Here is a 26,065-nt window from a genome sequence, read left to right on the forward strand (position 1 = left end):
CCTTGCGGCATCTCTTAGAACAACCCCTAAGATGCTGCCACGTACCATTACTAAGCCCAGTTTTCTCTGTCAGATAACACGCTTCGGCGACGAAGGTTGCTTTACACGGGTAAAACTAGTTCGTCGAGCGCCAGGAACTCCCGCAGGACTGGATCGTTGGTTCGCTCCATCTCCTCAATCGTTCCAAAGAACTGCGCTTTTCCTTCGTGAAGGAATACCACGCGATCTGCCAGTTTTTTGGCAAACCTCATGTCATGTGTCACAACGATACTGGTTAGGTGAAGTTGACGCTTTAGGCGTTCGATCAGGTTGCCCAACAGTTGTCCCATCAATGGGTCCACCATGGTTGTGGGCTCATCATACAAAATTGCCTCCGGCTGCGATGCCAATGCCCGGGCAATCGCCACGGACCGCTTCATCCCGGTAGACAGGTCCGATGGAAGAAGGTCTTCCATCCCTGCTACTCCAACCATCTCAAGCAATCCTTTGACCACTTGGCTGATCTGCTCCTCGCCAAGATCACCTCGCTCACGCAATGGAAAGGCAACATTCTCGCCCACGGTAATCGAATCGAACAGAGCTCCATTCTGAAAGACCATCGTGACCTTACGCCGGATCCCCTGCATCTCACGCTCTGTGAACCCGCAGATGTCCTCCCCGGCCACGCGTACCTTGCCGGAGTCAGCCTTCAGAAATCCCATCAAAATCTGCAGGGAAACCGACTTTCCGACGCCGCTTCGGCCAAGAATACAAAGGGTCTCGCCTGGCAGTACGCAGAAGCTGACTTGCTGCAGAACATGAGCATCTCCAAACGACTTTGAGACCTTCTCAAATGAGATATAGGGCAAGGGCTTGCCCGGAACAACAGCCGATTCCTTCGCCGCCTCGTTCTGCTCAGCAGCTTCCGTCATGAACTCTTCCACGACATCGGCCACTTCCGGGGAGACATCCGCCGTCAAAGGCGAGTCTTCTCCAGGAATCTGCTCAGGTACGTCCGGTTCCCTTTCACGCATCATCTCTCTGCCTCCCACGAGATGTCGAAGCCCAGCCGGCGAAGGTCAGAAAGTTCCTCAGGAGTATTCAAATTGCGAAACTGTCCGGAAAATTCTTCCCCTGCTTCTATCCACTGCACCGGCGAGACAAGAGCAGCCATCACCTTATATTGTCCCACCTCAACCGCACACCGCAGCTCAGGCAGCACACTTCGCCGATATGCTGCAACCAGAGGCTGAGGACCTTCCGGAGTCCTGGTCACGATCGCTATTGCATTAGACGTGACTGTCATCTGAGCCAGGTTACGCATCCATGCCTCCGGGACCAGAGGCATATCCACTGGAAGAAATAACATCCACTCCGCTTCGGATGCTTCGAGAGCCGTCACGATGCCACCCACGGGGCCGCACGAATACGGATCTTTCAATACGATAGAGCGCCGTTCTTCCGGATCGACACGCTCCCCAGAGGTGTACAGCAGGGTCGTACATACCGCCAGCTTATCCAGCGCGAGAGCATGCAGCGTTCTGCCATTGATCCGAAGTAAGGCCTTGTCACGCCCCATCCGCGTGCTGCGGCCGCCGGCCAGCACACATCCTGCAAGCCGTTCCACGCGCTATGCCCCGCAGCTCTCCAGAAACAAAATGATGGAATCGATTCCCCGATAGAAGTTCGCGATATGAAACTTCTCATTTGGCGCATGCAGATTGTCGTCCGGCAGACCGAAGCCCATCAGAATCACCGGCACCTTAAGGTGGCGCTCGAACTCTCCGACAATCGGAATCGAGCCGCCGCCGCGAACAAAGACAGTGTCCTTCTGCCAGATCTCGTGCATTGCATTGACAGCTTTCTGCACGAAGGGATTGTCCGTACCGATCACCACCGGTTCCCCCGAGTGGATCAGGCGGGTCTCCACAGTGACCCCTCTGGGCGCAATCTGCTGGACATAAGCGGCGTACTTCTCATACGCACCGGCTGAGGTCATATTCGGTACGAGCCGCATACTAACCTTGGCCAAGGCCTTGGCCGGAATCACGGTCTTCGCTCCAGCTCCCGTAAATCCTCCCGGCATTCCGTGCACATCCAGCGTAGGCCTGGCTGAGACGCGTTCAATGACGGAATACCCCTTCTCCCCGATCAACTCCGGGGACCCGACCTCGGTCTGACGGTAATGTTCTTCGTCAAACGGAAGACGCTTCCATGCGGCGAGCTCGTCCTCTGTAGGCGGCTGAATGTCGTCATAAAAGCCCGGAATGCGAATATGGTCATCGGCATCCTTCAAGCCGGCAATGATCTGCGCCAGGGCCACAAACGGATTCGGCGCTGCGCCGCCATAGATTCCCGAATGCAGGTCTGTTTTGGCTCCACGGACTTCGATCTCGGTATAGATCATGCCGCGCAGGCCAACGCAGAGAGTGGGCAGCTCCGGCTCGAACATTTCGGTGTCGCATACCAGCGCCACATCCGCCTTCAACGCGTCAGGATGCTGCTGTACGTACTCGGCAATTCCCTCGCCCCCGACCTCTTCTTCCCCTTCGCAGAGAACCCTTACATTCACCGGCAGCTTGCCGCCGTACTCCTGGAAGAGAGCCTCCAGAGCCTTTACCTGCATCCAAAGCTGTCCTTTGTCATCCACGGCTCCGCGCGCATAGATGTTGCCATTACGCTCTACCGGTTCAAAGGGAGGCGACAGCCACTCATCCAGAGGATCTGGCGGTTGTACGTCATAGTGCCCGTAGCACAGGACTGTGGATTTTCCTGGAGCACCCAGCCAGTCGCCGTAGACCAGCGGATGGCCCGAGGTCTCAATCAGACGCACATTCTCCAGCCCGATCCGCTTCAACTCATCGGCAAGAAATACGGCAGCCTTGCGTACATCCTCGGCATGGTCCGGCAAGGTAGAGATGGAAGGAATGCGCAGGAACTCCTTGAGCTCCGCTAGCGCTTTCCCCTGGTTTTTCGCTGCAAACTCTAACGCTTTCTTCGACATACGTGTGACCGTCCTGATCCTTCCCGATCCAGGGATGCCTTTGGAGGGCGTTCCCGAAAGGTCAATCATATACACGGCCGAAGTTCGGTGTTGACATAAGTGAACTAAACCGTTCAGTATTGAAAAACCGAAGGGAGTGATCTGCATGATCAGTGTCCGTAACCTCGTCCGGCGATTTGGAGATTTCACCGCAGTCAAGGAGATCTCCTTCGATGTCGCTCAGGGCGAGATCTTTGCCTTCCTTGGCCCTAACGGGGCAGGTAAATCCACCACCATCAAAATGCTGACTACCCTGCTGCGGCCAACCAGCGGCTCCATTCAACTCGACGGCATGGACCCCAATGTCCATCAGAAGGAAGCTCGACAGCGTTTTGGCATCGTTTTTCAAGACCCCAGCCTCGACCAGGAGCAGACTGCCTGGGAAAACATGGAGCTCCACGGCATCCTTTACCACGTGCCTCGCAAGGTACGGGCAACACGCATTGAGTTTCTTCTGAAGACCTTTGAGCTCTGGGACCGTAAGGACTCACTGGTTAAGACCTTTTCCGGCGGCATGAAGCGGCGGCTTGAGATCGCACGCGGACTGCTGCATACGCCAAAGATCCTCTTCCTGGACGAACCCACACTCGGCCTTGACCCACAGAGCCGCAATCAGCTCTGGACTCACGTGAAGGCGTTGAACGAAACCGAAAAGACGACTGTCTTCCTGACGACACACTACATGGACGAGGCCGAAAAAATAGCCCATCGCATCGCCATCATGGATCACGGCGCCATCATCGCGCAGGGCACCTCGGCTGAGCTCAAACAGCAGACATCCATGGACTCACTTGAGGCCGCATTCCTCGCGCTGACGGGCTCGTCTCTGCGTGATGAAAGCGCCGATGCAAAAGCAGGGCTGCGCCAGATGGCGCAGATGTGGAGGCGATAGCAATGGGAGCAATCTACATTCTCTGGCTACGCGAACTGAAGCGGTATGTCCGCTCCCGGGTACAGGTTGCCGCCTCGTTGGCGCAACCGTGTCTGTACCTGTTCGCGTTCGGCTTTGGTTTTGGCGCTGTCTTCCGGCAGGCAGGCCGCGGCAGTTATCTGCAATTTATGGCTCCGGGAGTCGTCGCTATGACGGTGCTCTTCTCTGCCGTCTTTTCAGGAATCGCTATGTTATGGGACCGACAATTCGGCTTCCTGAAAGAGACTCTCGTGGCTCCTGTTTCACGGCTACAGATCATGATCGGCCGCACGCTTGGAGGTGCGACGGTGGCTATCATTCAGGGGACAATCGTTCTTGGCGTCTGCCTGCTGGCCGGCTTCCGGCCGCAAAGCTGGCTGGCGCTGCCAGGTGCATTTCTCTTCCTCTTTCTTATCGCTCTTGTCTTTGCCGCGCTGGGCACAGCTCTCGGCTCGGCGATCAAAGACATGCAGGGATTTCAGATTGTGATGAACTTTCTGGTTATGCCTATCTACTTTTTGTCGGGAGCATTGTTTCCGCTCGACAACCAGAAGATCGGCATGCGGATCGCCAATCAGATCGATCCCCTGTCCTATGGAGTGGATGGGCTGAGAGGAACACTCACCAATGTGTGGCACTTCGCACCATCCACCAATCTCACGGTTCTGACGGTGGTCGCGGGGGCCTTCCTGTTGCTGGGCGCCTACTTGTTTTCTAAGATCGAAGCTTAAGTGGCCCGCACGCGAAGTCAAGTAGCTCACCAAAAGGTCATCGAGGCCGCAATCTCGCTCTTTGCTGAGCGCGGCCTCGATGCCACCAGCATGGACACCATCGCCGAGGTCTCAGGCGTCAGCAAAGCAACCATCTACAAGCACTGGCCGAATAAAGATGCTCTGTGCCTGGAAGCCCTAAGTTATCTCGTCGGGAGCGATATCAGGGTTCCTGTACCAGATACCGGCGATCTGCGCGCTGACCTCATTGCACGCCTGAGCTATCAAGCCGCTCCGGACCGCGCCTTTCTACGCGAGCGCATTATGCCCCATGTGCTTGCTTATGCTTCCAGGAACCTGGAATTCGGCAAGGCATGGCGGGCGCGTGCCATGTCGCCTGTCATCACGGCGCTGAAGGAATGGATACAACGCGAACAGCAACGCGGAACACTGGTCCAGACGATTGATGTAGAGTCGGCGATTTCTCTGCTTATGGGGCCACTGCTCTATCGCAATATCTTCCACAAGCGCGAAGCCGGCGCCCAGGTTCAATTTGCACCTCACCTGGAGCGGCATATCGCTGAGGCGTTTCTCGCCCTGTATGCAGTCCCAAGACGTCAGGGTGTGTCACTCTAGGATTTGGGAATCACACGCTCTAATACCGCGGGATAGCAGGATCAACTTCGCGCGACCAAGCGTCGATTCCCCCGGCAATCGACTGCACGCTCTCGAATCCCTCACGGCGAAGCCAGGCCGTTACTGAAAGCGAGCGTGCTCCGTGATGGCAGAGCACCACGATATGCGCGTCCGGGTCCAGTTCCTGGTGCGCACGAGCCTTTACCTCGCCCATCGGCATCCGGACCGCACCTTCGATGCTGGCAAGCTGTACTTCAAGCGGCTCACGCACGTCTACCAGAACAGGAGCTGCCGGCTGTTGTTTTAACCTGGCGTACTCGCTGACGGAAATCTCCCAGTCCATACCAAAAGGATACCCTGTGCCTGCATTTCCTGCTCTGCCGCGCCTGCAATAATGAACATTTTGCATCTAAACGCTCGTACACTTTTAGCTAGGATAGTTTTTTTGTGAATAAGGTTCTTATTGTTGAAGACGAGCCAAACGCTCGCACAGGACTCGCGGAATTGGTAGCCAGCTGGGGTTACCGTACGGACGTAGCCGGGGATGGTCTGGAAGGGCTGGAGAAGATCCAGCAGTGGGCTCCTTCCATCGTCATCACCGATCTGCGTATGCCGCGCATGGATGGTCTAGAGTTACTAGATCGCATTTCGGAACTGCAAACAAAGGTCGCCGTCATTATGGTGACGGCGCAGGGATCGATCGAGTCGGCTGTTGAAGCCATGCGCATCGGCGCCTATGACTTCATCCAAAAGCCGATCGACCCTGTTCGCTTGCGTACCATTCTGCAAAACGCAAGCCGCCAGGTGGGCGCGGACCTCGAGCTGGAAATCACACGCCGTCGCCTGAAGGAGACCGGTGTGCTTGGCCCGCTCATCGGTTCTTCGACCAGCATGAAAGATATCTTCGAGCTGATCGAGCGCATTGCCCCTTCCAATGTCTCGGTTCTCATTACGGGCGAGAGCGGAACTGGCAAGGAGCTGGCTGCCCGGGCCTTGCATGACCTTAGCCCCCGTAGAACCAAACCTTTTGTGGCGGTCAACTGTGCCGCCATTCCGGAGACGCTAATCGAGAGCGAGATCTTCGGCCACGAAAAAGGCGCATTCACCGGAGCGCAGGAACGCCGCGCCGGTTGCTTTGAGCTGGCAGAGGAAGGCACGCTCCTGCTCGATGAGATCGGCGAGATGCCGGCGGCAACCCAGGCCAAGCTGCTGCGTGTCCTGGAAGACCGCAAACTCCGCCGCCTGGGCGCAAAGGCAGAGACACCGGTCGACGTCCGTGTTATCGCGGCGACCAACAAAAACCCGCAGACGGCAGTCGGCGCCGGCGAGCTGCGAGGCGATCTCTACTATCGTCTGAATGTCTTCAACATCCACATGCCTCCCCTGCGCGACCACCTCAGCGATATTCCATCGATCGCGCAATCGATGATCGAGGACATGAACCATCGTCACCACTGCACTGTCTCCGGCCTGACGGATACGCTCATGGCCCGGCTGATGCACTATCCCTGGCCCGGCAACGTCCGCGAACTCCGCAATACGATTGAGCGTGCAGTGATTCTTGCCGGCAGCGGAGCTCTGGATATGAAGCATCTGCCCGCGAACTTCGGAGAGCACGGCTTTATTCCTCCAAGTCATACGGCATTCCAAAGGCCCGTACCGCAGGTTCCGCCGGCATTCCGGGAATCCGCCTCCGGGGCAGGAAACGATATCGTAGAACTAGAGGTCGGCACGACGGTTGATGAAGCCGAGCGCCAACTTATCCTGAAGACACTGGAGTCAACGAACAACAATAAGACCCGCGCCGCCGAGATTCTTGGTATCAGCTCAAAGACATTGCAGAACAAGCTGAAGGAATACGCCAGCGCGGGCGATGAGGCGTAACCCCCTCCCCCGATCGACATGCGCCTGAAAACCAAGCTCGTTCTCGCGTTTACCGCGCTTACTTTCGCCGTCGTGCTGGTGTTATGCCTGGTTTTTCTGGGCGAACTGCTGCGCCAGCGCATCTCCCAGACGGGCGACAGCAATGACGTGTTGGTACGCGAGGTCACCCTCAGCACCCGCCAGGCACTCGTGAGCGGCCTGCGGGAGCATCCCCCTGCCGACAACTCCGACGATGCGTTTCAGAGTGCTGTGGCCAATGCCATTCGCGGATACCAACCGCTCGCCGACGAGATGAATGCCATTGTGCGTTACTCTCCCCCGGTACAGGACGTCACTGTCACCGGCGCCCATGGCGTCGTTCTCTCGTCGACGGATCCGACACTGCTGGATCAGCAATTTCCTTATCGCTCGCCCTTCAGCCGCATTAGTGGAGGTGGCGTACTGGAACAGGCACGGGCCGTCTTTGGCCGTCCACAGGTGCTGGATGTCACTCTTCCTCTGGATCGCAACGGTCAGCCGTTCCTCACGATCCACCTGGGGGTTCGTTCGACCTTTCTGCGCAGCAGCTATGCACCATGGTTGAAGGCCGCGGTTATCTTTGCACTGGTGGCGCTTGCCGCCTGCGTCTTGATCGCTGCCCTGCTCTCCAGTCTTGCCCTTCACCCCATCGAGCGCATCAACCAGCAGCTTGAACAACTCATGCTGGCAAACTCGTCGACACCACTGATCGAAGGTCCGCGCGATCAACCTGACGCCGTCGTCCGTGCCTCGCAGAGCATCGCCAAACTCGGAGAAAAGATTCGCACCACGGAGCAGATCTATTCTGCCTTACAGACGAACCTGAACCAGATGCTGGAGACCCTGCGCGACGGAGTCATCCTTTTCACCGCCGACCGGCGTGCCGTCATGGTCTCTGAAGCTGTTGAAGGATTTCTCGGGCGCGATCGTGACGCCATTCTGGGCAGCACCGCCGAAGACATCTTCCATCGCGGAACGGTGCTGGGACAGGCCGTCCGCGATTGCTTCGCCATGCATACCAATCTGATTGAAGAGCCGGTGGTCCTGGAAGATGGCCGTGAAGCGAAGGTCTCTCTTCAGTTCATCCACGGCGAGCAGACCGGCAGCGGAGAACGTCTGGGAGCCCTGCTCACCCTGCATGACGCGCACTCCGCCAAGCAGCTGGAACAGGAGATCGAGGTCTCGCGCCGCCTGGCTGCAATCGGACGCCTTACCGCCGGTGTTGGACACGAGGTCAAAAACCCGATCAATGCCATGGTGGTCCACCTGGAGCTGCTGCGCAGCAAACTCGCGGAAGCGACCGATGACAGCGCGCAGAAACACGTCGATATCCTTGCCCAGGAGATGCAGCGCCTGGATCGTGTGGTACAGACCCTGGCGGACTTCTCTCGTCCGATCGACCTTCGTCTCTATGACTACGATCTGCGTGAGATCGTGCGTAAAGTCGGCGCCCTCACCGCCGAGTCCTTTTCGCACCAGAAGATTACCCTGGTTGAAGAGCTGCCCTCTACTCCGCTGATGGTCCTGGTCGATGCGGAGCTGCTGCAACAAGCTGTGCTGAACATCGTCTTAAATGGTGCACAGGCTATGCCAAAAGGCGGCACGCTGCGTATTGTGCTTGACCGTAACGATGGAGACGCGCGACTGCGTATTATGGATGAGGGAGTTGGTATTCCCACTGAACTTCTGCCGAAGGTTTTCGATCTGTACTTTACTACCAAGCCCAAAGGAAGCGGCATTGGTCTCGCCATGACGTATCGCATGTTGCAATTGCACGGTGGCTCGATCGACGTTATGTCGAACACGAACCAGACTGCGCCGGACCATGGAAGCACCTTCACGATTCTGCTTCCCCTGAGTCACGGAGTACCAGGCGAAAGGAGCCGTGTATGACACGCCGCTATCCAGTGCTGCTTACACTTGCAGCCGCCTGCATCGTGATCCAGGGTTGCAAACACTCCCCCAAGGCGGTTCAGGCGGCCACGGCTCCCGTAATCACGGCCCCCCCGATCCAGGTGCCTCCAGCTACTGTCCGGGACGCAGAACGCCGCGCGGAAGCCGACATCCCTGCTCCGCCACCACCGGCGCCACCGAAACAGGAAGAGCCGCAGCACCCCCCTAAGACGCAAGGCCGGCGACGGCCGCAAACACAACCCACTACGACACCGCCTCCTACCCAGAGCGCGAGTACAGGGACACCTGCGCCCGATACCGCATCGGTGATTGGAGAGCTCTCTACAGGCGGCGACACCTCGGCCCAGGCCCGACAGCAGGCAGCGGAACTCATAGCCGCAACGCAACGGCGACTTGAGGGTCTCTCAGGCTCTGTGGCGGGTTCGCACAAAACCGCTGTCGATCAGATTAAGGATTTTCTCTTGAAAGCGCGTGAAGCGCTGAAGGCCGGCGACGTGGACGGAGCAAATACTCTGACGACCAAAGCCAAGCTGCTGCTTGACGATATCGCGCGCTGAGTAATTCAATGATCGAAATAATTGAATAATTGAAGGAAAAACCCGGCGGAGCTGGCCAGATGTGCTTCGTTTCCCTTCAACAAGGACCGTTCTCGGGGCCTATGCTTCGGCGCCGTGGCACTTCTTGTACTTCTTGCCAGAGCCGCAGGGGCAAAGATCATTCCGTCCGACTTTCTCTCCGGCACGGCGCGGAGCAGCGGGCTCGGCAGAGGCGTCTCCGCCTGCCTGCCGGGCCGCATTCAGCTCACGTTCCTTGCGCCGCTGGAACTCACGCTCCAGCTCGTCGATCGTTGTTTGCGGAGCCCGCGTCGGAATCGGGATCTCGCGCATGGTCTGCGGAATCTGGGCCGCATTTTCACCGGAGGAGACCTCCACGGCTTCCAGCTCCGGCGAAGCCGCAGGACGCAGCGCTGCCATCTGCTCCGGAGTCTCAATCGGCGTTCCATCCGGTCCGATGATCTGCATGCGGAAGAGCGTGCGCAACGTGTCTTCCTGGAAGCGCAGCATCATCGCCTCGAACATCTCGAACGATTCCTTCTTATAAGCCACCAGAGGATCCTGCTGCGCATAGCCGCGCAGGCCGATTCCCTCTTTCAGGTGGTCCATTGCCAGAAGGTGATCCTTCCAAAGGCTATCGAGCACGCTGAGCATGATGACGCGCTCGTGATAGCGCATACCCTGGGGCGACAGAATCTGCTCCTTGAACTCGTAGCGGCCACGCAGCTTCTCGTAGATCGCCTCACCCAGCTCATGCCGGTTTAGCTGCGAGGCATCGATCTCTCTGTCCAGTCCCGGTCCAAAGACATCGCCCAGCGCAGCGAAGAGCTCTGTCGTCTTCCACTGGTCCGGATGCACGTCCGCCGGCGCGTTTGCGTCCAGAGCACTGCTCAGAGCCGTCGTCAGGTAGTCATCGAGAATCAACTCTTTCTGATCAACACCTTCCAGCAGACCGCGGCGCAGACCGTAAACCGCCTCGCGCTGCTTGTTCATGACGTCGTCGTATTCGAGGACGTGCTTGCGGCTCTCGAAGTTCTGGGTTTCGACGGCCTTCTGCGCTGCCTCGATACGGCGTGTGATCATGTTGCTTTCGATCGGCACGCCCTCTTCCATCCCCAGGCGCTGCAGCAGCGTACTGACCCACTCACGCGCAAAGATGCGCATCAGATCATCTTCGAGGGAGAGATAGAACTTTGAAGCACCCGGATCGCCCTGGCGGCCGGCGCGTCCACGGAGCTGATTATCCACGCGCCGCGATTCATGGCGTTCAGTACCGATGATGAACAGGCCACCCGCTTCGGCTACCTTTGCGCGCTCTTCGACCGCTCTGGCAGCAAAATCGGAAAAGACAGAGTCCCACTGCTGATGTGAGGTCTCGAACTCCTGTCCCTGGTAGTAAAACCGTGTCATGCCTGGTCCGGCGGTTGGCGAAATCGCGCCCTCGGCGGCGCTTACGGCACGCGCCAGATTTTTCTTCACCAGCTCCTGGCGAGCCATGAATTCCGCATTCCCGCCCAGCAGAATGTCGGTGCCGCGTCCAGCCATATTGGTAGCGATGGTCACCATTCCCAGACGGCCTGCCTGCGCGACGATCTCGGCTTCGCGCTCGTGGAACTTTGCGTTCAGCACTACATGGCGGACACCCTTCTTCTGCAGAATCTGCGAGAGCAGCTCCGACTTTTCAATCGACGTGGTACCCACCAGCACCGGCTGGTGATTGTCATGCAGACGCTGAATCTCGTCCGCCACCGCGAAGTACTTTTCCTTCGCCGTCCGGTAGACCACGTCCTGGTGTTCCAGGCGGAGCATCGGACGGTTCGTAGGAATAACAACAATTTCGAGCTTGTAGATCTTGTCGAATTCAGCAGCTTCCGTCTCCGCGGTACCTGTCATACCGGAGAGCTTCTTGTACAAGCGGAAGTAGTTCTGGAAGGTGATGGTCGCCAGCGTCTGGTCTTCCTTGCGAATGGCAACGCCTTCCTTGGCCTCAATCGACTGGTGCAGACCATCAGACCAGCGGCGGCCCGGCATGAGACGGCCCGTAAACTCGTCGACGATGATGACCTCGCCGTCCTTCACCACGTACTCGACGTCGCGGCGGTAGAGCGTATGCGCCTTGACCGCCGTCTCCACGTGATGCTTCAAGTCCCAGTTCTCAGGATCAGCGATGTTTCCGATGCCGAGCAGTTTTTCGATCTTCTCCCAACCCTCGTCCGTTACGGTGATGGCCTTGTGCTTCTCGTCCACAACGTAGTCGCCGGTGTAGATCTTCTGTTCGATCGTTTCTGTCAGTTCACCGCGTTCCAGCTCCGGAATGATCACATTCACACGGGCGTACTTGTCGGTCGTCTGGTCCGTGGGACCGCTGATGATCAGAGGCGTACGCGCTTCGTCGATCAGGATGGAGTCCACTTCGTCGACGATGGAGTAGTAGTGTCCGCGCTGCACCAGATCGGTCAGCTCGAACTTCATGTTGTCGCGCAGGTAGTCGAAACCGAATTCGTTATTCGTGCCGTAGGTAATATCCGCGGCATAGGCCTCGCGCCGCTGGCGGTCGTCCAGGTCGTGCACAATCACGCCGACCGTCAGACCCAGGAACTCGTAGATCTTTCCCATCCACTCGGCGTCGCGCTTGGCCAGATAGTCGTTCACCGTGACCACATGCACGCCTCTACCGGCGAGGGCGTTCAGATAGCACGGTAAAGTGGCGACCAGCGTCTTACCTTCGCCGGTCTTCATTTCGGAGATCTTTCCGGAGTGCAGCACCATACCGCCGATTAACTGCACATCAAAATGGCGCATGCCTACGGCACGCTTACCCGCCTCGCGCACCACGGCAAAGGCCTCGGGCAGCAACTCATCGAGAGCCGCCATCTCTGCCGCGCGCAAGGCGTCAGCATCTTCGATTCCATTCGTCTTAACGGCGATCCGCTCACGGAACTCCACCGTTTTGGCGCGTAGCGCCTCATCTGACAGTGCCGCAACCGACGGCTCAAAAGCATTTATTTGCTCCACCACCGGGAGCAGCTTCTTCACGGCACGTTCATTACTGGTGCCGAAGACTTTCGCGAGAACGGTATTGATCAAAACGAGTTGTCCCTCGGGCACAATGCGCCCATCTATCAGTTTAGACGAAAGCTTCCGCCGGCGCTCTACCGGAGGTACGTAGTCAGCGGCGAGTTTGCGCGCCGCAGCGCCTCCACCACAGCCCCTGCATTCAGCTCCGCGCCCTCGGAGCTGGTATGCGTGTGGTCGATGGGAAATAAAAGCTTTGTCTTTTCAGCACCCATCGCCTCCAGCTTGTCGGCCTCGACCGTTGCCATGTCGACAAACGCCACATGTTCCGCCTCAGCCGTCTGCCCGATAAAGCCGTCATACCCCATATCCCGTTCGATTCGGCCATCCGTCCAGATGTTGCGTACCGTCAGGCTCAGCAGAATCGGCGTCGCGCCTCTGGCGCGCGTGTCCGCAATGTACTTCCGCAGATACCAGCCGTAGGTGTGAACGACTTCCTTTGATCCATCCAGCAGCGCCACCTCTTTCTGCTCTTCGCCGATTCCTTTCAGAGTGCCCCGCGGCTTTTCCCCATCCAGTTGGCCGCCGTCATTGTGTCCCATCTGAATCAGGACAAAATCGCCTTTCTTGAGCTGCGAAAGCACAGCGTCCCATGCACCTTCGTGGATGAAGGTCCGACTGCTACGCCCCGCGCGGGCTCGATTCGCTACATTGACGCGCGAGGTATCGAAATAGTGAGCGAAATGATCGCCCCAGCCAAGATCTGCCTTATTTTGCGCGGTAGAGTCTCCCACGATGAAGATGGTCGGCAGTGCCGGATTCAGAGGTGGTGCAGCGTTGTCGTACTTTGTGACCGGCCGGGCGACAGCATCGTCCGGATTCGTTTGGGTTGCCTGCCCCAGCACAGCGCTAGAGCACACAAAGAGCAGAAAGACAGGCAATGCACGCATACGCGCCACTTTACTACTATCTCGCTCGAGGGTGCGTCTCGTCGTAGACGCGCTGCACCTGATTCACCGTAAGTTGCGTATATCGCTGGGTCGTCGAGAGCCGTTCGTGGCCGAGAATCTCCTGGATGGCACGCAGATCGGCTCCCTCTTCCAGCATGTGTGCCCCAAAGGCGTGCCTCAGCGTATGCGGATGCACGTCCGCCGGCAGACCTTTGCTAACCGCAATTGCCTTCACGATGCGGCCGATGCTACGCGTGGTCAACCGCGCCGAACCACGGATCCGCGCATTTACCAATAGGGGCCCCGCTTCCACCAGAGCTCCCTTACCCGCAGATGTCAGGCGCTGCTCCCGCTCCGGAAGATAGGCGCGAATCGCCTCTGCGGCAGCGTCTCCCAGGGGAACGAACCGCTCCTTGCGCCCTTTGCCGCGAATAAGAATGACTTCGTTCTTCCACTGAATGTCTGCAAGATCCATGCCCACCAGCTCCGAGTTGCGGATGCCGCAGCCATAGAGCAGCTCCCAGATCATGCGCTCACGCGCCGGCCAGGTTGCAGCCTCCTCATCGCTATCCATCGAGTCAAGAACGCGATTGACCTCTTCCACGCTGGGAACACGCGGCAGATGCTTCGGCAATTTCGGTGTGGAGACCAGGAGCGCCGGGTTTTGTTGCACATGGCCCGTCTTCGCCAGCCACTTGAACCACGATCGGATGGCTGCGAGAGCGCGCGCGGCTGATGGCTTTCCCAGACCCCGATCGAACAAGACCGCCAGGTAGTTCCGGATGTGTGTGTGCTCGACCTTGAGGATGCTTCTCTGCTCGCCGAATGTCTCCGCCAGATACGTTGCGAAGTCTTTCAACTCGCGGCGGTACGCACGCAGGGTATGCGGCGAAGCTCCACGTTCGCCTTCGATCACTCGCAGAAACTCTTCCGCCAGGTCCGCAAAACTCATGACACAGCTCCTTCACGACGCTTTGCGCGCGGATGATGCAGCCGGTGCACCTGCTTCAAGCGGCCGAGAGCGACATGCGTATAGACCTGGGTCGTGGCGATATCGGCATGGCCCAACAGGGTCTGCACGCTGCGAAGGTCGGCGCCGTGCTCCACCATGTGAGTGGCGCAGCTATGCCGCAGCATGTGCGGGCTGGCGCGTTTGTCCCACTTCTTCACCATCGCCCATATCCAGTCGCGTGTCAGCGGCTTGCCTCGCACACTCAGAAACAGGGTACGCTCAAACTGTTTTCCGCAGAGGGCCGGACGAGCTTCTTTGAGATAACGCTCCAAAGCTTTGATGGATGGGACACCAAGAGGCACAATGCGTTCTTTGTCGCCTTTACCGCGGACTTGAACACGCGCCTGGTCCAGGTGCAGATCAGCCTCGCGCAATGTCGTAATCTCGCTGACCCGCAATCCGCCGGCATACAGCAGCTCCAGGATGGCGTAATCGCGCAGCATCTGCGGCTCGGCCTGGGGGTGAGCCGCCATTTGAGCAGCTCGCGTCAGCACGTCACCCACTTCTGTCTCGGCCAGCGACTTCGGCAGAACCTTCCAAGAAGCCGGCGTCTCCAGATTTACGGTCGGATCATGCTGGATGCGCTTGTCTTTCAGCAGCCAGCGATAGAAGCCACGCCAGCAACTCAGCTTCCGCGCAATGGAGCGCGACTCGACATGCCGCGACCGCATGTCTTCCATGAACGCACTTACCTGCGTCTGAGTCGCTGATAACAGCGAGGTGTGCGTCGTCTCCAGAAACTCGGCCAACTGCTCCAGATCCCGCAGGTAGCTCTCGCGGGAGAGAGGACGCAGCCCCTTCTCCACGCTGAGGTACGTCATGTACTCGCGCAGCAGTGGCGAATTGTGGGCAGCATCGCTCATCCTTGTCATTATCCGGCGATGTGTACGCCGCGCCGCCATGGAGGAACCAAGGTGGATAGCAGGGCGATCATGCAGAATAGAGAGATGCCCGTATCACTCAGCACGGACCAGTTTCTCGCCTCCATCCGCACACTCGCGCCGAGAGTCGCCGTCTTCGACTGCGACGGCACCTTGTGGCATCCGGACTCAGGTTCGGGCTTCATGCGCTGGAGCACCCAGACCGGCCTCTTCTCCCCGGAGCAGAGCGCGTGGATTGAGGGCCGTCATGCTGCCTATCGCAACGGCGATGTCGACGAGATCACGATCTGCGGCGAAATGGTGCAGGTCTACGAAGGACTGACCGACGAGGCCATCCGATCCTCCGCGGCCGAGTTCTTCCGTACCGAGATCGAACCCTTTATCTTCCCCGAGATGTTTGATCTGGTTGCGGAGCTGCAGAAGAACGGAACCGAGATCTGGGCTGTCTCCTCCACGTGCGACTGGGTTGTGGAAGAGGGCGCCAGCCGCTTTCATATTCCCCCCGAGCGCGTTCTGGCGGCCTGCGTTGAGGTCAAGGGCGGTATCGCCACCCGAACACTTCGGGATGTTCCGTCGGACGAAAATAAGGCCACCTCACTGCGCCGTGTCGGCCTTCCCCAGCCTGATGCCGTCTTCGGGAACTCGGTCCACGATGCGGCCATGCTTGAGATCGCACGGAAGCCCTATCCCGTAAACCCCACCGTCGCCCTCGCCGAGATCAGCCATACAAACGGCTGGGCAGTTTACTATCCGGCTGCCGTCAGAACTCTCTGAGGCTCAGAGGCCCTCTCGGGCGTCTAACCTTTGTGTACGTGAGCCGAGCCGCGAAAAAAAGCCGACGCCGTCCTGGAGCCAAGGAAGCCGCGAAGCAGATTCGTCTTGTTGTCGCCGCACTGATCCTGCGCGAGACGGAGACTGGCCGCGAAGTCCTTGTCTGTCAGCGACGTCCGGAACAGGCGATGGCCCTCAAGTGGGAGTTCCCAGGGGGCAAGATCGAGGCCGGCGAATCCCCTGAGGCTGCCTTGCGCCGCGAGCTGAATGAAGAACTTGGGATCGAGGCCGTCATCGGCCCACGCATTACCCGCCTGCGCCATAATTACCGCAACGGCGGGGCCGTCGACCTTCAGTTCTTTACCGTCCACGAGTTCAAAGGGGCGCTGGAAAATCGTATTTTCAACGACATGCAGTGGACCCTGCTGCCTCGGCTACCCGAGTTCGACTTTCTCGCCGCAGATTTGTCCTTGATTCAGGACCTTGCCTCCGGGAAGTTGCTTTAGAACAAACCCTGGATCGTATTCCACAGCATCACAGCGGTCAGCCCGATCACAACGACCGCTGTTGTCCACGCGACCAGGTTCAGCCACAGATTGTTCGTCCAGGTGCCCATTAGCTCCTTCCGGTTGATGAGCTTGAGCATGAAGATCAGGACGATTGGCAGCAGTACGCCGTTCAGCACCTGCGACAGAATCGTCATTGGCACCAGCGGGAAGTTGGGAATCAACACCACCGCAGCTCCCGCCACAATCAGGATCGTATAGAGCCAGTAGAAGAATGGCGCCTGGCCAAACCGCTTATCGACACCGCTCTCGAAGCCCAGTCCCTCGCATACTGTGTAGGCCGTGGAGAGAGGCAGAATCGACGCCGCGAAGAGACTGGCATTGAATAGCCCGGCAGCAAACAGGATGAACGCGTAGTCGCCGGCCACCGGTTTCATTGCTTCCGCGGCGTCGGCTGGAACTTGAATATCGCGCATACCGTGCGTGTAGAGCGTCACGGCGCACACCACTACGATGAACCAGGCCACGATGTCGGTAAAGATGGAGCCGACGATGACATCCAGACGCGATGCGCGATACTGCCTGACGGAGACACCCTTCTCGACGATCGACGACTGCAGATAGAACTGCATCCAGGGCGTAATGGTGGTGCCGATCACACCGATCGTCATGTAGATGTACTTGCGGTCGCTCCAGACTTCGCGCCCTGGAAGCTTCACCGTCTCGACCAGCGCCGTATGCCAGTCCGGGCGTCCCAATACGCCGGCGATGATATAGGCGATGTAGAAGACACTAGCCACGAGAAAGATCTTCTCGACGTTCTTGTAATCGCCAAGCACGACCAGCGCCCATACCAGCGCCGCGCAGATGGGTACGCTGATGTACTTACTCATATGGAAAAGCTGGAGACTGCCGGCGATACCGGAGAACTCGGCAATCACATTGCCGAAGTTGACGATGACCAGCAGCACCATCATCACGAAGGTTATCCGCAACCCGAATTCTTCACGGATCAGGTCGCTAAGCCCCTTGCCGGTCACTGCGCCCATGCGGGCGCACATCTCTTGCACCACAATCAGAGCCAGCGTGATGGGGATCATGGTCCACAGCAGCTTGTAACCGTACTGTGCCCCTGCCAGTGAGTAGGTAAAAATACCACCAGCGTCGTTGTCGACGTTCGCCGTGATAAATCCAGGCCCCAGCACCGCCAAGAGCATCATGATGCTGGTGCGCCAGCGTTTCAAACGGCTTGTCGTCACCCAATCTTCTCCTGCCTCTTCCGGTTACTTGCTGGATTTGTGAATCGCCGCAACACGGTCCGTAATCAGGCGCATCTGCGAATCGTTGTCGTATCCGCTCTCTCTTGCCCTGCGGCAGCCGGCAGCAGCGATTCTTTCGCGGGCGGGCTCATCATTCAGGTAGCGCAGGATCTGCTGTTTCATCTCTTCGATACCGTCAAAGAAGACGGCCTCTTCCCCTTCGGCAAAGCGGTCTGTATGTCCTTTGGATCGCTCCGCCAGCAGGAACCCCCCGCAGCCGGCAATCTCAAAGCTCTTCTGCGTAAATTCGTCCTGGTTGGATTTAGTGAGAAAGCTGATATTGACCTTGGAGCGCCACACGCCCTCGCGGTAGGCGTCGTCCTTGAGTTCCCCTTCGCGGTACACCTTCTCGAAGATTTCCGGCGCCAGTGCCCGCTTCCACGAGCGTTCCGACCCCGAGATCACTAGCGGAATGCCGGCCTTTGCAAGTTCCGTCAGCACTTCTGCTCGCTGATCGTAAGGGGTGCCGATAAATGACACCTCGCGGTTGCGGTCTTTATCGCTCCAGCCGGCAGGTGGCGGAAAGTGAATCGTCTGCTCGTAGGCTGTCTGAATTTTGACCACATCCCCGGCTCCACGCTTTTTGTACTCAGGAATACTGACGTCGCGCTGTGTGCAATGAAGATCGAAGTATGGAATGTCCTTCATGTACAGACGCCAGCCGGGATCCTTACGCGGCCCGAATGGGTTATCGATCATATAGCTCACCGTGGTAATCCCCATCGAACGCAGTTTCTTCAGCGTGGAGGGTTGCAGAGCCATGACCTTGTCGGCCCAGAAGCAATCGGGCTTGATCTCTCGAGCAACTCGCAGAATCTCCTGGTTCAAACGGCGAACATGAGGCCCTACCAGAATGCGGAAGACGATCTTGAATAACAGAGAATTTGTAGGCCAGAACGGTTTGGCGTCCATGCGCACCACTTCATGTCCGGCTCGCTCCAGCGCTCGCATACGCATGGGGGCTGTACTACCCGGCGAAAATTCGCTGATGTACAAGATCTTCACGTTCTGGCTTTCCTCTCTTTTACTGTTTATGAATCCGACAGGTGTGCACTACTCTTCCCGAAGCTGAGTAATGACCTGCTCAGCATGAATCACGCCAGCGATCTTGCCTTCGTCATCCAACACCGGCAACGACCGCAGATTGTACTTATCGAACAACTCCGCTACGGCCTTGTCCCGCGCGTGCAGACCGGAGCTGACAATGTAGGTTTCGGCTAACCCCTGCAGCAGAGTGTCACGGCTTGCAAGCAAAAGCCGCGGCAGGGTCACCACTCCCTTCAATCTATCGTCATCGTCCACCAGATACACCTCGGTGACCGTATCGGCATCCCCTTCAAAACCACGTAGCGCCTCAACGGCCTGCTCCACCGTCGCGTTCAGATGCACGCTCACGAAATCTGTGGTCATGCTGCCGGCAGCGGAGCGGTCAGAGAACTCCAAAAGGCCTTCGACCTCTTCGCGCTCTTCCGGCTCCATCTCCTCGAGAATCGCTTCGGAACGCTCGTCCGGGAGCTCCGCCAGAAGATCGGCTGCGGCCCCGGGATCCATCTCTTCTACGATCTCGGCGACGCGCTCCGAGTCCAGACCCTCCAGCAGGGCCTTCTGCAGCTTCGGATCGACCTCTTCCAGGGCTTCGGCGGCGACCTCTTCATCCAGGCTGGCAAAGATAGCTTCGCGCTCTGCCGGGGCAAGCTCTTCGAGGATGTCCGCGATATCGGCCGGGTGCATCTTGGCAAGTCGGTTCTGCTCAATCTTCAGGCGAACCCGGCGCGCGGGATCGCGTTCGATCAGATCCACAAACTCCCACGGAATAATCCGCGCAGCCGCTTGCTCACTTAACGAGGCCAAAGGCCGCGGCAGTCCCTTCATCAGCCGGCGCAGAGCACCGCGAAGGCCAACCTCAACCTCGGCGATGCGCAGCCGCAATGGAGCGTGCCCGTTCTCCCCCTCCCACGCGAGATCTACATCGTTCACGCGGACGACTTTGTGGCCGTGCACGTCAATGATCTGCTGGTCCAACAGATCGCGGTCCAGGAGCAGATATTCGTGATCGGTAGCGACGGGCCTTACCTCGGCACCGGGACGCAACCGCAGATCTCCCGCCTGGGTCCGCTCCAGAGATTCAATGGAGACCCAGCCTGGCGCCCGTTCTTTTCCGGCGCGGCGCAGGACAAAACCCGCAACGTGGTTGGTGTCTTTCGCCGGATCGACAGCCAGGTCCCGCACCTTTCCAAGAACGCCCCCATGGGCATTCTTCACCGGCATGCCGATCATGGCGGCAGCGCTGGTCCGGAGATGGAGGGGAGTGTGCATCCTGTTCGCAGTCTACCCAAGCATTTCGATGCGCACCACCAGCGCTATGTAATAGAACCAAAAAGAGAAAGCCGGCCCTCAAAAAGAGGGCCGGCTTCCGGTGCTTCAGGCGTGCGCTAGAGCGTTTTTCCTGTTGCCGGGTATCCCGGGAGGAGCGTGCAGAGGCGTTTTCATTGAGGAAAACGCCCATAGATGCACTAGCCCGGCACTACACCTACAGGAAAAATGCTCTACCACACCTTGCAGACCGCCTCTTTCACCATCGGCTGGCCCTTTTTGCATCCGAAGGCTGTGGCAAATTCGGGCATATTCGTCACGATACCGTTGATACGCGCATAGCCCGGAGAGTGGGGATTGGTGATCGCGCTCACCCGCAGATTCTCCGGCCGCTGGTTCTCGCATGCCCACTGGGCAAACCCAATAAAGAACCGCTGGTCGGGGGTGAATCCTTCCACCGGTGCGAGCCGCTGATTCTCCGTCGCCTTCTTCCAGGCAATATACGCGATCAGCGTTCCGCCCAGGTCGGCTACGTCTTCGCCGCTGGTCAGCTTCGAGTTGATCTTGATGTCGTCTACGATCGTGTAGGTAGCAAACTGGTCGCGAAGGCAGTTGATCTGCTTTTCAAAGCCTTCCGCGTCTTCCTTGGTCCACCAGTCCTTCAAATTCCCTGCTCCGTCAAACTGCCTGCCTTCATCATCAAAGGCGTGCGTCAGTTCGTGGCCGATGGTTGATCCTGTATTGCCATAGTTCGGAGCGTCGTCGAGCTTGGCATCGTACAAGGGCGGCTGCAGCACGCCGGCTGGGAAGTTGATGTCGTTCATCTGGGGGTTGTAATAGGCATTGACGGTCGGCGGCGTCATGTCCCACTCGTTCTTGTCGACCGGTTTACCCACCTTGGCCCACTGGCGCTGGTCTTCGAAAAGCGAAGCCCGCAGCATGTTGTCGAAGTAGTCATCAGCCTTGACCTCCAGCTTTGAGTAGTCGCGCCACGTGTCCGGATACCCGATCTTGTTCCGGACCATATGCAGCTTCTCGATCGCGCGCTGCTTGGTGGCATCGCCCATCCAGCTCAGTCCTTTGATCTCCCCGGCCATCGCCTGCTCGACCTCATCGGTCATCTTCACGGTCTTTGCCTTGGTGTCTGGACCGAAGGTACGGCGGACGAACTCCTGCCCGAGGGCCTCGCCCAGCATGTTGTCTACCTGGCGCGTACAGCGCTTCCACCGGGGCTGCTGTTGCTGCACGCCACGCAGATACTTCGAATAGAAGTTGAACTGCGCCTCATCGAAATCCTTCGACAGTGACGAAGCCGCAGCCGTAATCGCATGGAAGCGCAGGTACGCCTTCAACGCCGGCAACGGTTCCGCAGTCAGCTCCGTCTGCAGCGCTTTCTGGAAGTCAGGCTGGTTCACATTCAGCGACTTCACTCCGGGTACATTCTGCGCCACAAAATAGCGATTCCAGTCGATCGACGGCGTCAGTTTGCCCAAGTCCTCGACCGACATCTTGTGGTACTCCTTGTACGGATCGCGACGTTCGACGCGGGTCAGCGAGGCCTTTGCGAGAGTGGTCTCGATCTTCATAATCGCGGCGGCGTCAGCCTCCGCCGTTGCCTTCGGTTCTCCGGCGAGGGTCAACTGCTGTGCGATGTAGGCAACGTACTTCGCGCGGGTCTCTTCGCTCTTGGCATCGGTCTTGGTGTAGTAGTCGCGGTCGGGCAATCCCAGGCCTCCCGCGGCGATAAATGCGATCACCTGCGAGGAATCGCCGAGATCCTGTCCGGAGCCGGAACCGAAGAAAAAGTTCCCCACCTGTTCGTGGTGCAACGCCGGAAGATAGGCCACCAGTTCCTCGCGCGTCTTCAAGCCGTCGATCCGGGTTAGCAGAGGCTTTAGAGGGGCCAGGCCGCGCTTGTTAATCGAATCTTCATCCATGCAGGCGCCGAAATAATCGCCGACCTTCTGCTCGCTGGGCGTGCGATTGGTAGCCTTCGAAGCATCCACCAGGATGCCCCACAAAAACTGGAGATTGTCCTGCGCCAGCTTGCCGTAGACGCTCCACGCGGCCTGATCCGCGGGAATCGGATTGCTCTTTATCCATCCGCCGCAGGAGTACTGGTAAAAGTCCACGCACGGATCGACCGACTTATCCATATCGGCCACATTCAGGCTGGGGGAGTACGGCATCGCCTGCAAGGGTTTCAGCGATGTCGATTGCGCGGCTGTTGATTGCGCAAAGACACCACCTGCCAGGCCACACCACATCGCGACCGCTAAACCAAAGCGCAAACGCATTTCGTTCTTTCTCCTTTTTAGACACTTCATCCTATCGCGGTGACAGGGCATACGCTCTCGCAGCGACGAAGGTTCCCCGCCCGGGGGAGGGCCTCCAATTCCATTTCTTGACTTTTGCTTCCCCGGGAAGCAAACTGCCTTTGCAAGCACCTTGGACGAAACTCCGGCTCCTCTGGGCGTCGGGAGCTCCAAAATCAGCTTCTCGCCTGCAGGAGTAATTTGGCCGACTCAACCACAAGCCGCGCCAGTTTCACCCTCGACTCGACGCTCGACACCGTTAACCGGCTCGAGCTGGAAGCTGAGCAATTCGCCCAGCGTGCAGGATTTTCCGAGGACGACATCCCCAACATTGCAATGGCCGTGCGTGAGGCTGCAGTCAATGCTGTGCTTCATGGCAATAACTACAGCACGGAGAAGCATGTAAGCGCGTCCTTTGAAACCACCTCGTCAGATCTGGTCATCAAGATTACGGACCAGGGGCCGGGACTCGATCCTGACACCATTCCCGACCCGCTCGCGCCAGAAAACATCCTGCGCGGCTCCGGACGAGGCATCTTCCTCATCCGCGCTTTTATGGATGAGGTACACTTCCGCCAGACCCATCCTGGGACGGAACTGACCCTGATCAAACATCGCACTCCCGCACCAGCGGGCAATTAACTAGGAGGAATCACCACGTGAGCATGAAAGTCAGCACCCGCCAGGTAGACGGCGTCACTATCCTGGATCTGAGCGGCCGCATCACACTCGGAGAAGGCAGCGTCGTGTTGCGCGACGCCATCCGCGACCAGCTCGCTAAGGGCAATAAGAGCGTCCTGCTGAACCTGGGCGACGTCAGCTACATCGACTCCTCGGGCATCGGCGAGCTCGTCAGCTCCTTCACCACCGTCAAGAACTCCGGTGGCGAGCTGAAACTGCTGAATCTGACCAAGAAAGTCCACGACCTGCTCCAGATCACGAAGCTCTACACCGTCTTCGACGTCAAGGACGATGAAGCTTCGGCCGTCGCTTCGTTCACGAAGTAAGCCGGTTAAGCTGATCTGCACTGAGACTTTGACGCAATGAAGAAGGCCGCCCACAAGGGCGGCCTTTCTGTTTTGCTTTGATTCCTTTACTTACCGAAATCTACCTTCGGCGCAGTCTTCGAACCCGGATCGGCCGCATAGTAGCCCGTCTTCGGGGTGAACCCGGCCATACTCGCCCAGATGGAGTGCGGGAACTGCTGAATGTACACGTTGTAGTCCTTGATGGAATCGTTGTAACGGCGGCGCGCCACAGCAATGCGGTTTTCCGTCCCGCTCAACTCGTCTTCCAGGCGCTGAAACTGCTCATTGCTCTTCAGCTCCGGATAGGTCTCCTGCAGGCGGGTCAGCGGCAGCAAGGCGACACTCAGACGATCGTTCGCCGCCAGCTTCTCATCCGGAGTTCTCGCTGTCAGAAGGCCGGCGCGCGCATTGGAGATCGCCGTCAACACGTCCAGCTCCTGCTTGGCGTAGCCCTTCACGGTCGCCACCAGATTCGGGATCAGATCGGCACGGCGCTGCAGGTTTACATCAATCTCAGAGAAGGCAGCCGTCACCTCCTCATTCTTCTGCACCATGGTGTTTTTGGAGCCGGTATAGCTTCCGAATGCGAACACAACAATCAGTACAACGGCTACCAGCCCAATCAGAAAACCTTTCATTTGCCTCGTCTCCTGTTTCTCCGGAGGCTTGCCTCCGGCCAACTCTAAAAATCTTTACCAGTCCCCGCTGGAACCACCGCCACCGGAGTCACCACCACCAAAACCGCCAAACCCGCCGCTGGAGTCGCCTCTGTCGCCACCACCCCCGCCGCCGCGTCCATCCCAGTCACGGCGTCCACCGCCACTGCCCAGGATATTGCCGAGAATCAGCCAGGGCAGCCAACCACCGCCACCTCCACCGCCGAAACCGCCAGGACCACCGCCGCCAAAGATACGGCGCAGGATGCTTACAACGATCAGGAAAAGGATAAAGCCGACGACAAGAACACCGATCCCGATGCCGCCACCGGAGTGTACCGTCTCGCGATGATAGGTATGCGTCGTCTGCGGAGGATTGAGCGTGACACCGGCATCATCGGCGATCGTCTGTCCGATCTCGGTTACACCAAGACGAATAGCTTCGTCCCACTGATTCTGCTGCAGCAGCGGCCGCATCGCCCGCCCGATGTCGCCAGTCTTGGCGTCGGGCAGAATCCCTTCAAGACCGAAGCCCACTTCGATACGTCGCTTGCGGTCCTGCGTGGCAAACAACAGCAGGATTCCGCGATCTTTGTATTTCGGATCCTTGGGTCCAATACCCCATGTGTGAAAGAGATTGTTCGCGTAGTCTTCGATCGGCTGGTCGTCGAGCGACTTGATGATGACCACGGCAATCTGTGCGTGCGCCTGCCGCTCTACCTCGCCTGCATATTGATTGATCTGCGCTTTGGCCGGATCGGACAACACGTTCGCCAGATCGGTTACATAAGCCGTCGGTTTGGGGAGGTCGCTTACCTTCTCACCCACCGCCGCCAAAGGCGCCAGCACGATCAGCAGCGCCCACATCCACGATCTGGCCCATCGGCCCATATCTGTCATCATTCTACGCTTTCACCCCGCAAGAGGTTCCGCAGGGCAAAACAAAGGCGGGCGTTCGCCCGCCTTGTCTTCCAGCATCTTACCTTACTGCATGGCAAGGTAACCGTTCTTACGCGCTACCGAATCCGCCTGCATGATGTGGTCCTGAATCACAGGGATTGTGCGGTCGAGAGCGTCTTTGAGTGAATTATTCGACGTGGCGAACATGGTGTCGCGAAAGAGCTTCAGATCTTCGCGATGGCTTTCTGCCATCGCCATCATGTATTCCTTGTCGAACTGCTCTCCTGAAAGACCGCTCAACCGGTCATACAGCTTCTGGTCCTTCCTGGAAAGCTCCCGGGCCGGAGGACCTCCGAGTTCCTGTGCCAGCGGCTTCCAGGTGCGCGCGAGCGCGGCATGGTCTGTCATGATCTTCTGCGCGAATGTCTTTACATCGTCGTTGCTGGACTTCGCGAGAGCAAGCTGGCTCATTCGAACAACTCCCCTGCTGCTCTGAGCCGCGGTCTTCAGGAAGAACCGGTCCCGCATACGCTCACCGGTATCCCCCAGCGGCGCCGAGGTATCTTCCGGTCTCGCATTGGAAACACCAACACCTGCCGGCTTCTCCTGCCGCTGCTGCTGCGGTGTTGGATTGGTGTTGTAGATGCTGCCGCTCGTATCCTGCTGTGCGGCTAAAGTTGCCGCACCAAATCCCAACATCACAACAAAGGCTGAAACGCCTGATATTCGCATCTTTTGGGGCCCTCCTGTA

Annotated in this window: 25 protein-coding genes; 10 read left to right on the forward strand and 15 right to left on the reverse strand. The window is 58.2% G+C overall.

The window, feature by feature from the left end; translation table 11 throughout:
- Positions 1–101: 101 nt before the first annotated feature.
- From FTW19_RS16695 to FTW19_RS16705, 3 genes are read right to left on the reverse strand one after another with little or no spacing between them, the layout of a single operon-like run.
- Positions 102–1,016: an ABC transporter ATP-binding protein gene (locus FTW19_RS16695; protein WP_147648682.1), complete on the reverse strand. Its 915-nt coding sequence runs from the start codon at positions 1,014–1,016 to the stop codon at positions 102–104.
- Positions 1,013–1,606 (reverse strand): molybdenum cofactor guanylyltransferase, encoded by a 594-nt coding sequence (locus tag FTW19_RS16700; RefSeq protein ID WP_147648683.1) that lies wholly within the window; start codon positions 1,604–1,606, stop codon positions 1,013–1,015. The genes FTW19_RS16695 and FTW19_RS16700 overlap by 4 nt, the downstream gene beginning before the upstream one ends.
- A gap of 3 nt (positions 1,607–1,609) precedes the next feature.
- Positions 1,610–2,983 (reverse strand): dipeptidase, encoded by a 1,374-nt coding sequence (locus tag FTW19_RS16705; RefSeq protein ID WP_147648684.1) that lies wholly within the window; start codon positions 2,981–2,983, stop codon positions 1,610–1,612.
- 145 nt (positions 2,984–3,128) lie between these two features.
- Here FTW19_RS16705 and FTW19_RS16710 point away from each other — a divergent pair, with 145 nt between their 5' ends.
- Genes FTW19_RS16710 through FTW19_RS16720 form a run of 3 tightly spaced genes read left to right on the forward strand, consistent with a single transcriptional unit; the run spans position 3,129 to position 5,278 of the window.
- Positions 3,129–3,914, forward strand: a complete 786-nt coding sequence (locus tag FTW19_RS16710) for an ABC transporter ATP-binding protein (protein WP_147648685.1) — start codon at positions 3,129–3,131, stop codon at positions 3,912–3,914.
- Positions 3,915–3,916: 2 nt separating this feature from the next.
- Entirely contained in the window at positions 3,917–4,663 is a 747-nt protein-coding gene (locus FTW19_RS16715; RefSeq protein ID WP_147648686.1) for an ABC transporter permease, read from the forward strand.
- On the forward strand, positions 4,664–5,278 hold the full coding sequence (locus tag FTW19_RS16720) for a TetR/AcrR family transcriptional regulator (protein ID WP_147648687.1): 615 nt from the start codon (positions 4,664–4,666) through the stop codon (positions 5,276–5,278). It begins immediately after the preceding gene.
- 19 nt (positions 5,279–5,297) lie between these two features.
- Here the strand turns inward: FTW19_RS16720 and FTW19_RS16725 are convergent, their stop codons facing one another.
- On the reverse strand, positions 5,298–5,621 hold the full coding sequence (locus FTW19_RS16725) for a rhodanese-like domain-containing protein (RefSeq protein ID WP_147648688.1): 324 nt from the start codon (positions 5,619–5,621) through the stop codon (positions 5,298–5,300).
- Positions 5,622–5,725: 104 nt separating this feature from the next.
- Between FTW19_RS16725 and FTW19_RS16730 the strand changes: the two genes are divergently transcribed.
- The 3 genes from FTW19_RS16730 to FTW19_RS16740 are packed head-to-tail and all read left to right on the forward strand — an operon-like array spanning position 5,726 to position 9,651.
- On the forward strand, positions 5,726–7,162 hold the full coding sequence (locus FTW19_RS16730; RefSeq protein ID WP_147648689.1) for a sigma-54-dependent transcriptional regulator: 1,437 nt from the start codon (positions 5,726–5,728) through the stop codon (positions 7,160–7,162).
- An 18-nt stretch (positions 7,163–7,180) separates the two neighbouring features.
- Positions 7,181–9,073, forward strand: a complete 1,893-nt coding sequence (locus FTW19_RS16735) for a sensor histidine kinase (RefSeq protein ID WP_147648690.1) — start codon at positions 7,181–7,183, stop codon at positions 9,071–9,073.
- On the forward strand, positions 9,070–9,651 hold the full coding sequence (locus FTW19_RS16740) for a hypothetical protein (RefSeq protein WP_147648691.1): 582 nt from the start codon (positions 9,070–9,072) through the stop codon (positions 9,649–9,651). Before FTW19_RS16735 ends, FTW19_RS16740 begins: the two co-directional genes overlap by 4 nt.
- Before the next feature lie 99 nt (positions 9,652–9,750).
- On the opposite strand, the gene secA is transcribed toward FTW19_RS16740, so the two are convergent.
- The 4 genes from secA to FTW19_RS16760 all read right to left on the reverse strand — a co-directional run bounded on the left by secA (position 9,751) and on the right by FTW19_RS16760 (position 15,488).
- Positions 9,751–12,735 carry a preprotein translocase subunit SecA gene (secA, locus tag FTW19_RS16745; protein ID WP_147648692.1) on the reverse strand — a complete coding sequence of 995 codons (2,985 nt, stop codon included), beginning with the start codon at positions 12,733–12,735 and terminating at the stop codon, positions 9,751–9,753.
- A gap of 65 nt (positions 12,736–12,800) precedes the next feature.
- Complete coding sequence (locus FTW19_RS16750) at positions 12,801–13,613, reverse strand: rhamnogalacturonan acetylesterase (RefSeq protein WP_147648693.1); 813 nt, start codon at positions 13,611–13,613, stop codon at positions 12,801–12,803.
- 16 nt (positions 13,614–13,629) lie between these two features.
- The gene (locus FTW19_RS16755) at positions 13,630–14,565 is read right to left on the reverse strand and encodes a tyrosine-type recombinase/integrase (RefSeq protein WP_147648694.1); all 936 of its coding nucleotides are present in this window, start codon (positions 14,563–14,565) and stop codon (positions 13,630–13,632) included.
- On the reverse strand, positions 14,562–15,488 hold the full coding sequence (locus FTW19_RS16760) for a tyrosine recombinase (protein ID WP_147648695.1): 927 nt from the start codon (positions 15,486–15,488) through the stop codon (positions 14,562–14,564). The genes FTW19_RS16755 and FTW19_RS16760 overlap by 4 nt, the downstream gene beginning before the upstream one ends.
- 84 nt (positions 15,489–15,572) lie before the next feature.
- Between FTW19_RS16760 and FTW19_RS16765 the strand changes: the two genes are divergently transcribed.
- Both FTW19_RS16765 and FTW19_RS16770 read left to right on the forward strand, forming a co-directional pair.
- Positions 15,573–16,280 carry an HAD family hydrolase gene (locus FTW19_RS16765; RefSeq protein WP_147648696.1) on the forward strand — a complete coding sequence of 236 codons (708 nt, stop codon included), beginning with the start codon at positions 15,573–15,575 and terminating at the stop codon, positions 16,278–16,280.
- Positions 16,281–16,312: 32 nt separating this feature from the next.
- Positions 16,313–16,783 (forward strand): (deoxy)nucleoside triphosphate pyrophosphohydrolase, encoded by a 471-nt coding sequence (locus tag FTW19_RS16770; RefSeq protein ID WP_246153349.1) that lies wholly within the window; start codon positions 16,313–16,315, stop codon positions 16,781–16,783.
- Here the strand turns inward: FTW19_RS16770 and FTW19_RS16775 are convergent.
- From FTW19_RS16775 to FTW19_RS16790, 4 genes are all read right to left on the reverse strand, one after another.
- Entirely contained in the window at positions 16,780–18,003 is a 1,224-nt protein-coding gene (locus FTW19_RS16775; protein WP_147650690.1) for an Nramp family divalent metal transporter, read from the reverse strand. The two genes, FTW19_RS16770 and FTW19_RS16775, sit on opposite strands and share 4 nt — an antisense overlap.
- A gap of 63 nt (positions 18,004–18,066) precedes the next feature.
- Positions 18,067–19,107 (reverse strand): CgeB family protein, encoded by a 1,041-nt coding sequence (locus tag FTW19_RS16780; protein WP_246153350.1) that lies wholly within the window; start codon positions 19,105–19,107, stop codon positions 18,067–18,069.
- 48 nt (positions 19,108–19,155) lie between these two features.
- The gene (locus FTW19_RS16785) at positions 19,156–20,418 is read right to left on the reverse strand and encodes a magnesium transporter MgtE N-terminal domain-containing protein (protein WP_147648697.1); all 1,263 of its coding nucleotides are present in this window, start codon (positions 20,416–20,418) and stop codon (positions 19,156–19,158) included.
- Between the two features lie 230 nt (positions 20,419–20,648).
- Positions 20,649–22,712 carry a M13 family metallopeptidase gene (locus FTW19_RS16790; protein WP_147648698.1) on the reverse strand — a complete coding sequence of 688 codons (2,064 nt, stop codon included), beginning with the start codon at positions 22,710–22,712 and terminating at the stop codon, positions 20,649–20,651.
- Between the two features lie 219 nt (positions 22,713–22,931).
- On the opposite strand from FTW19_RS16790, the gene FTW19_RS16795 reads away from it, so the two are divergent.
- Both FTW19_RS16795 and FTW19_RS16800 read left to right on the forward strand, forming a co-directional pair.
- Entirely contained in the window at positions 22,932–23,372 is a 441-nt protein-coding gene (locus FTW19_RS16795) for an ATP-binding protein (protein WP_147648699.1), read from the forward strand.
- A 17-nt stretch (positions 23,373–23,389) separates the two neighbouring features.
- Positions 23,390–23,737 carry an STAS domain-containing protein gene (locus FTW19_RS16800; protein ID WP_147648700.1) on the forward strand — a complete coding sequence of 116 codons (348 nt, stop codon included), beginning with the start codon at positions 23,390–23,392 and terminating at the stop codon, positions 23,735–23,737.
- Between the two features lie 86 nt (positions 23,738–23,823).
- Here the strand turns inward: FTW19_RS16800 and FTW19_RS16805 are convergent, their stop codons facing one another.
- The 3 genes from FTW19_RS16805 to FTW19_RS16815 form a co-directional block, all read right to left on the reverse strand.
- Entirely contained in the window at positions 23,824–24,396 is a 573-nt protein-coding gene (locus FTW19_RS16805) for a LemA family protein (protein ID WP_147648701.1), read from the reverse strand.
- A 54-nt stretch (positions 24,397–24,450) separates the two neighbouring features.
- Positions 24,451–25,317 (reverse strand): TPM domain-containing protein, encoded by an 867-nt coding sequence (locus FTW19_RS16810; protein ID WP_147648702.1) that lies wholly within the window; start codon positions 25,315–25,317, stop codon positions 24,451–24,453.
- Between the two features lie 81 nt (positions 25,318–25,398).
- Positions 25,399–26,046 carry a DUF4142 domain-containing protein gene (locus tag FTW19_RS16815; protein WP_147648703.1) on the reverse strand — a complete coding sequence of 216 codons (648 nt, stop codon included), beginning with the start codon at positions 26,044–26,046 and terminating at the stop codon, positions 25,399–25,401.
- Positions 26,047–26,065 lie beyond the last annotated feature (19 nt).

It is taken from the genome of Terriglobus albidus, assembly GCF_008000815.1.
Lineage (GTDB): Bacteria > Acidobacteriota > Terriglobia > Terriglobales > Acidobacteriaceae > Terriglobus > Terriglobus albidus_A.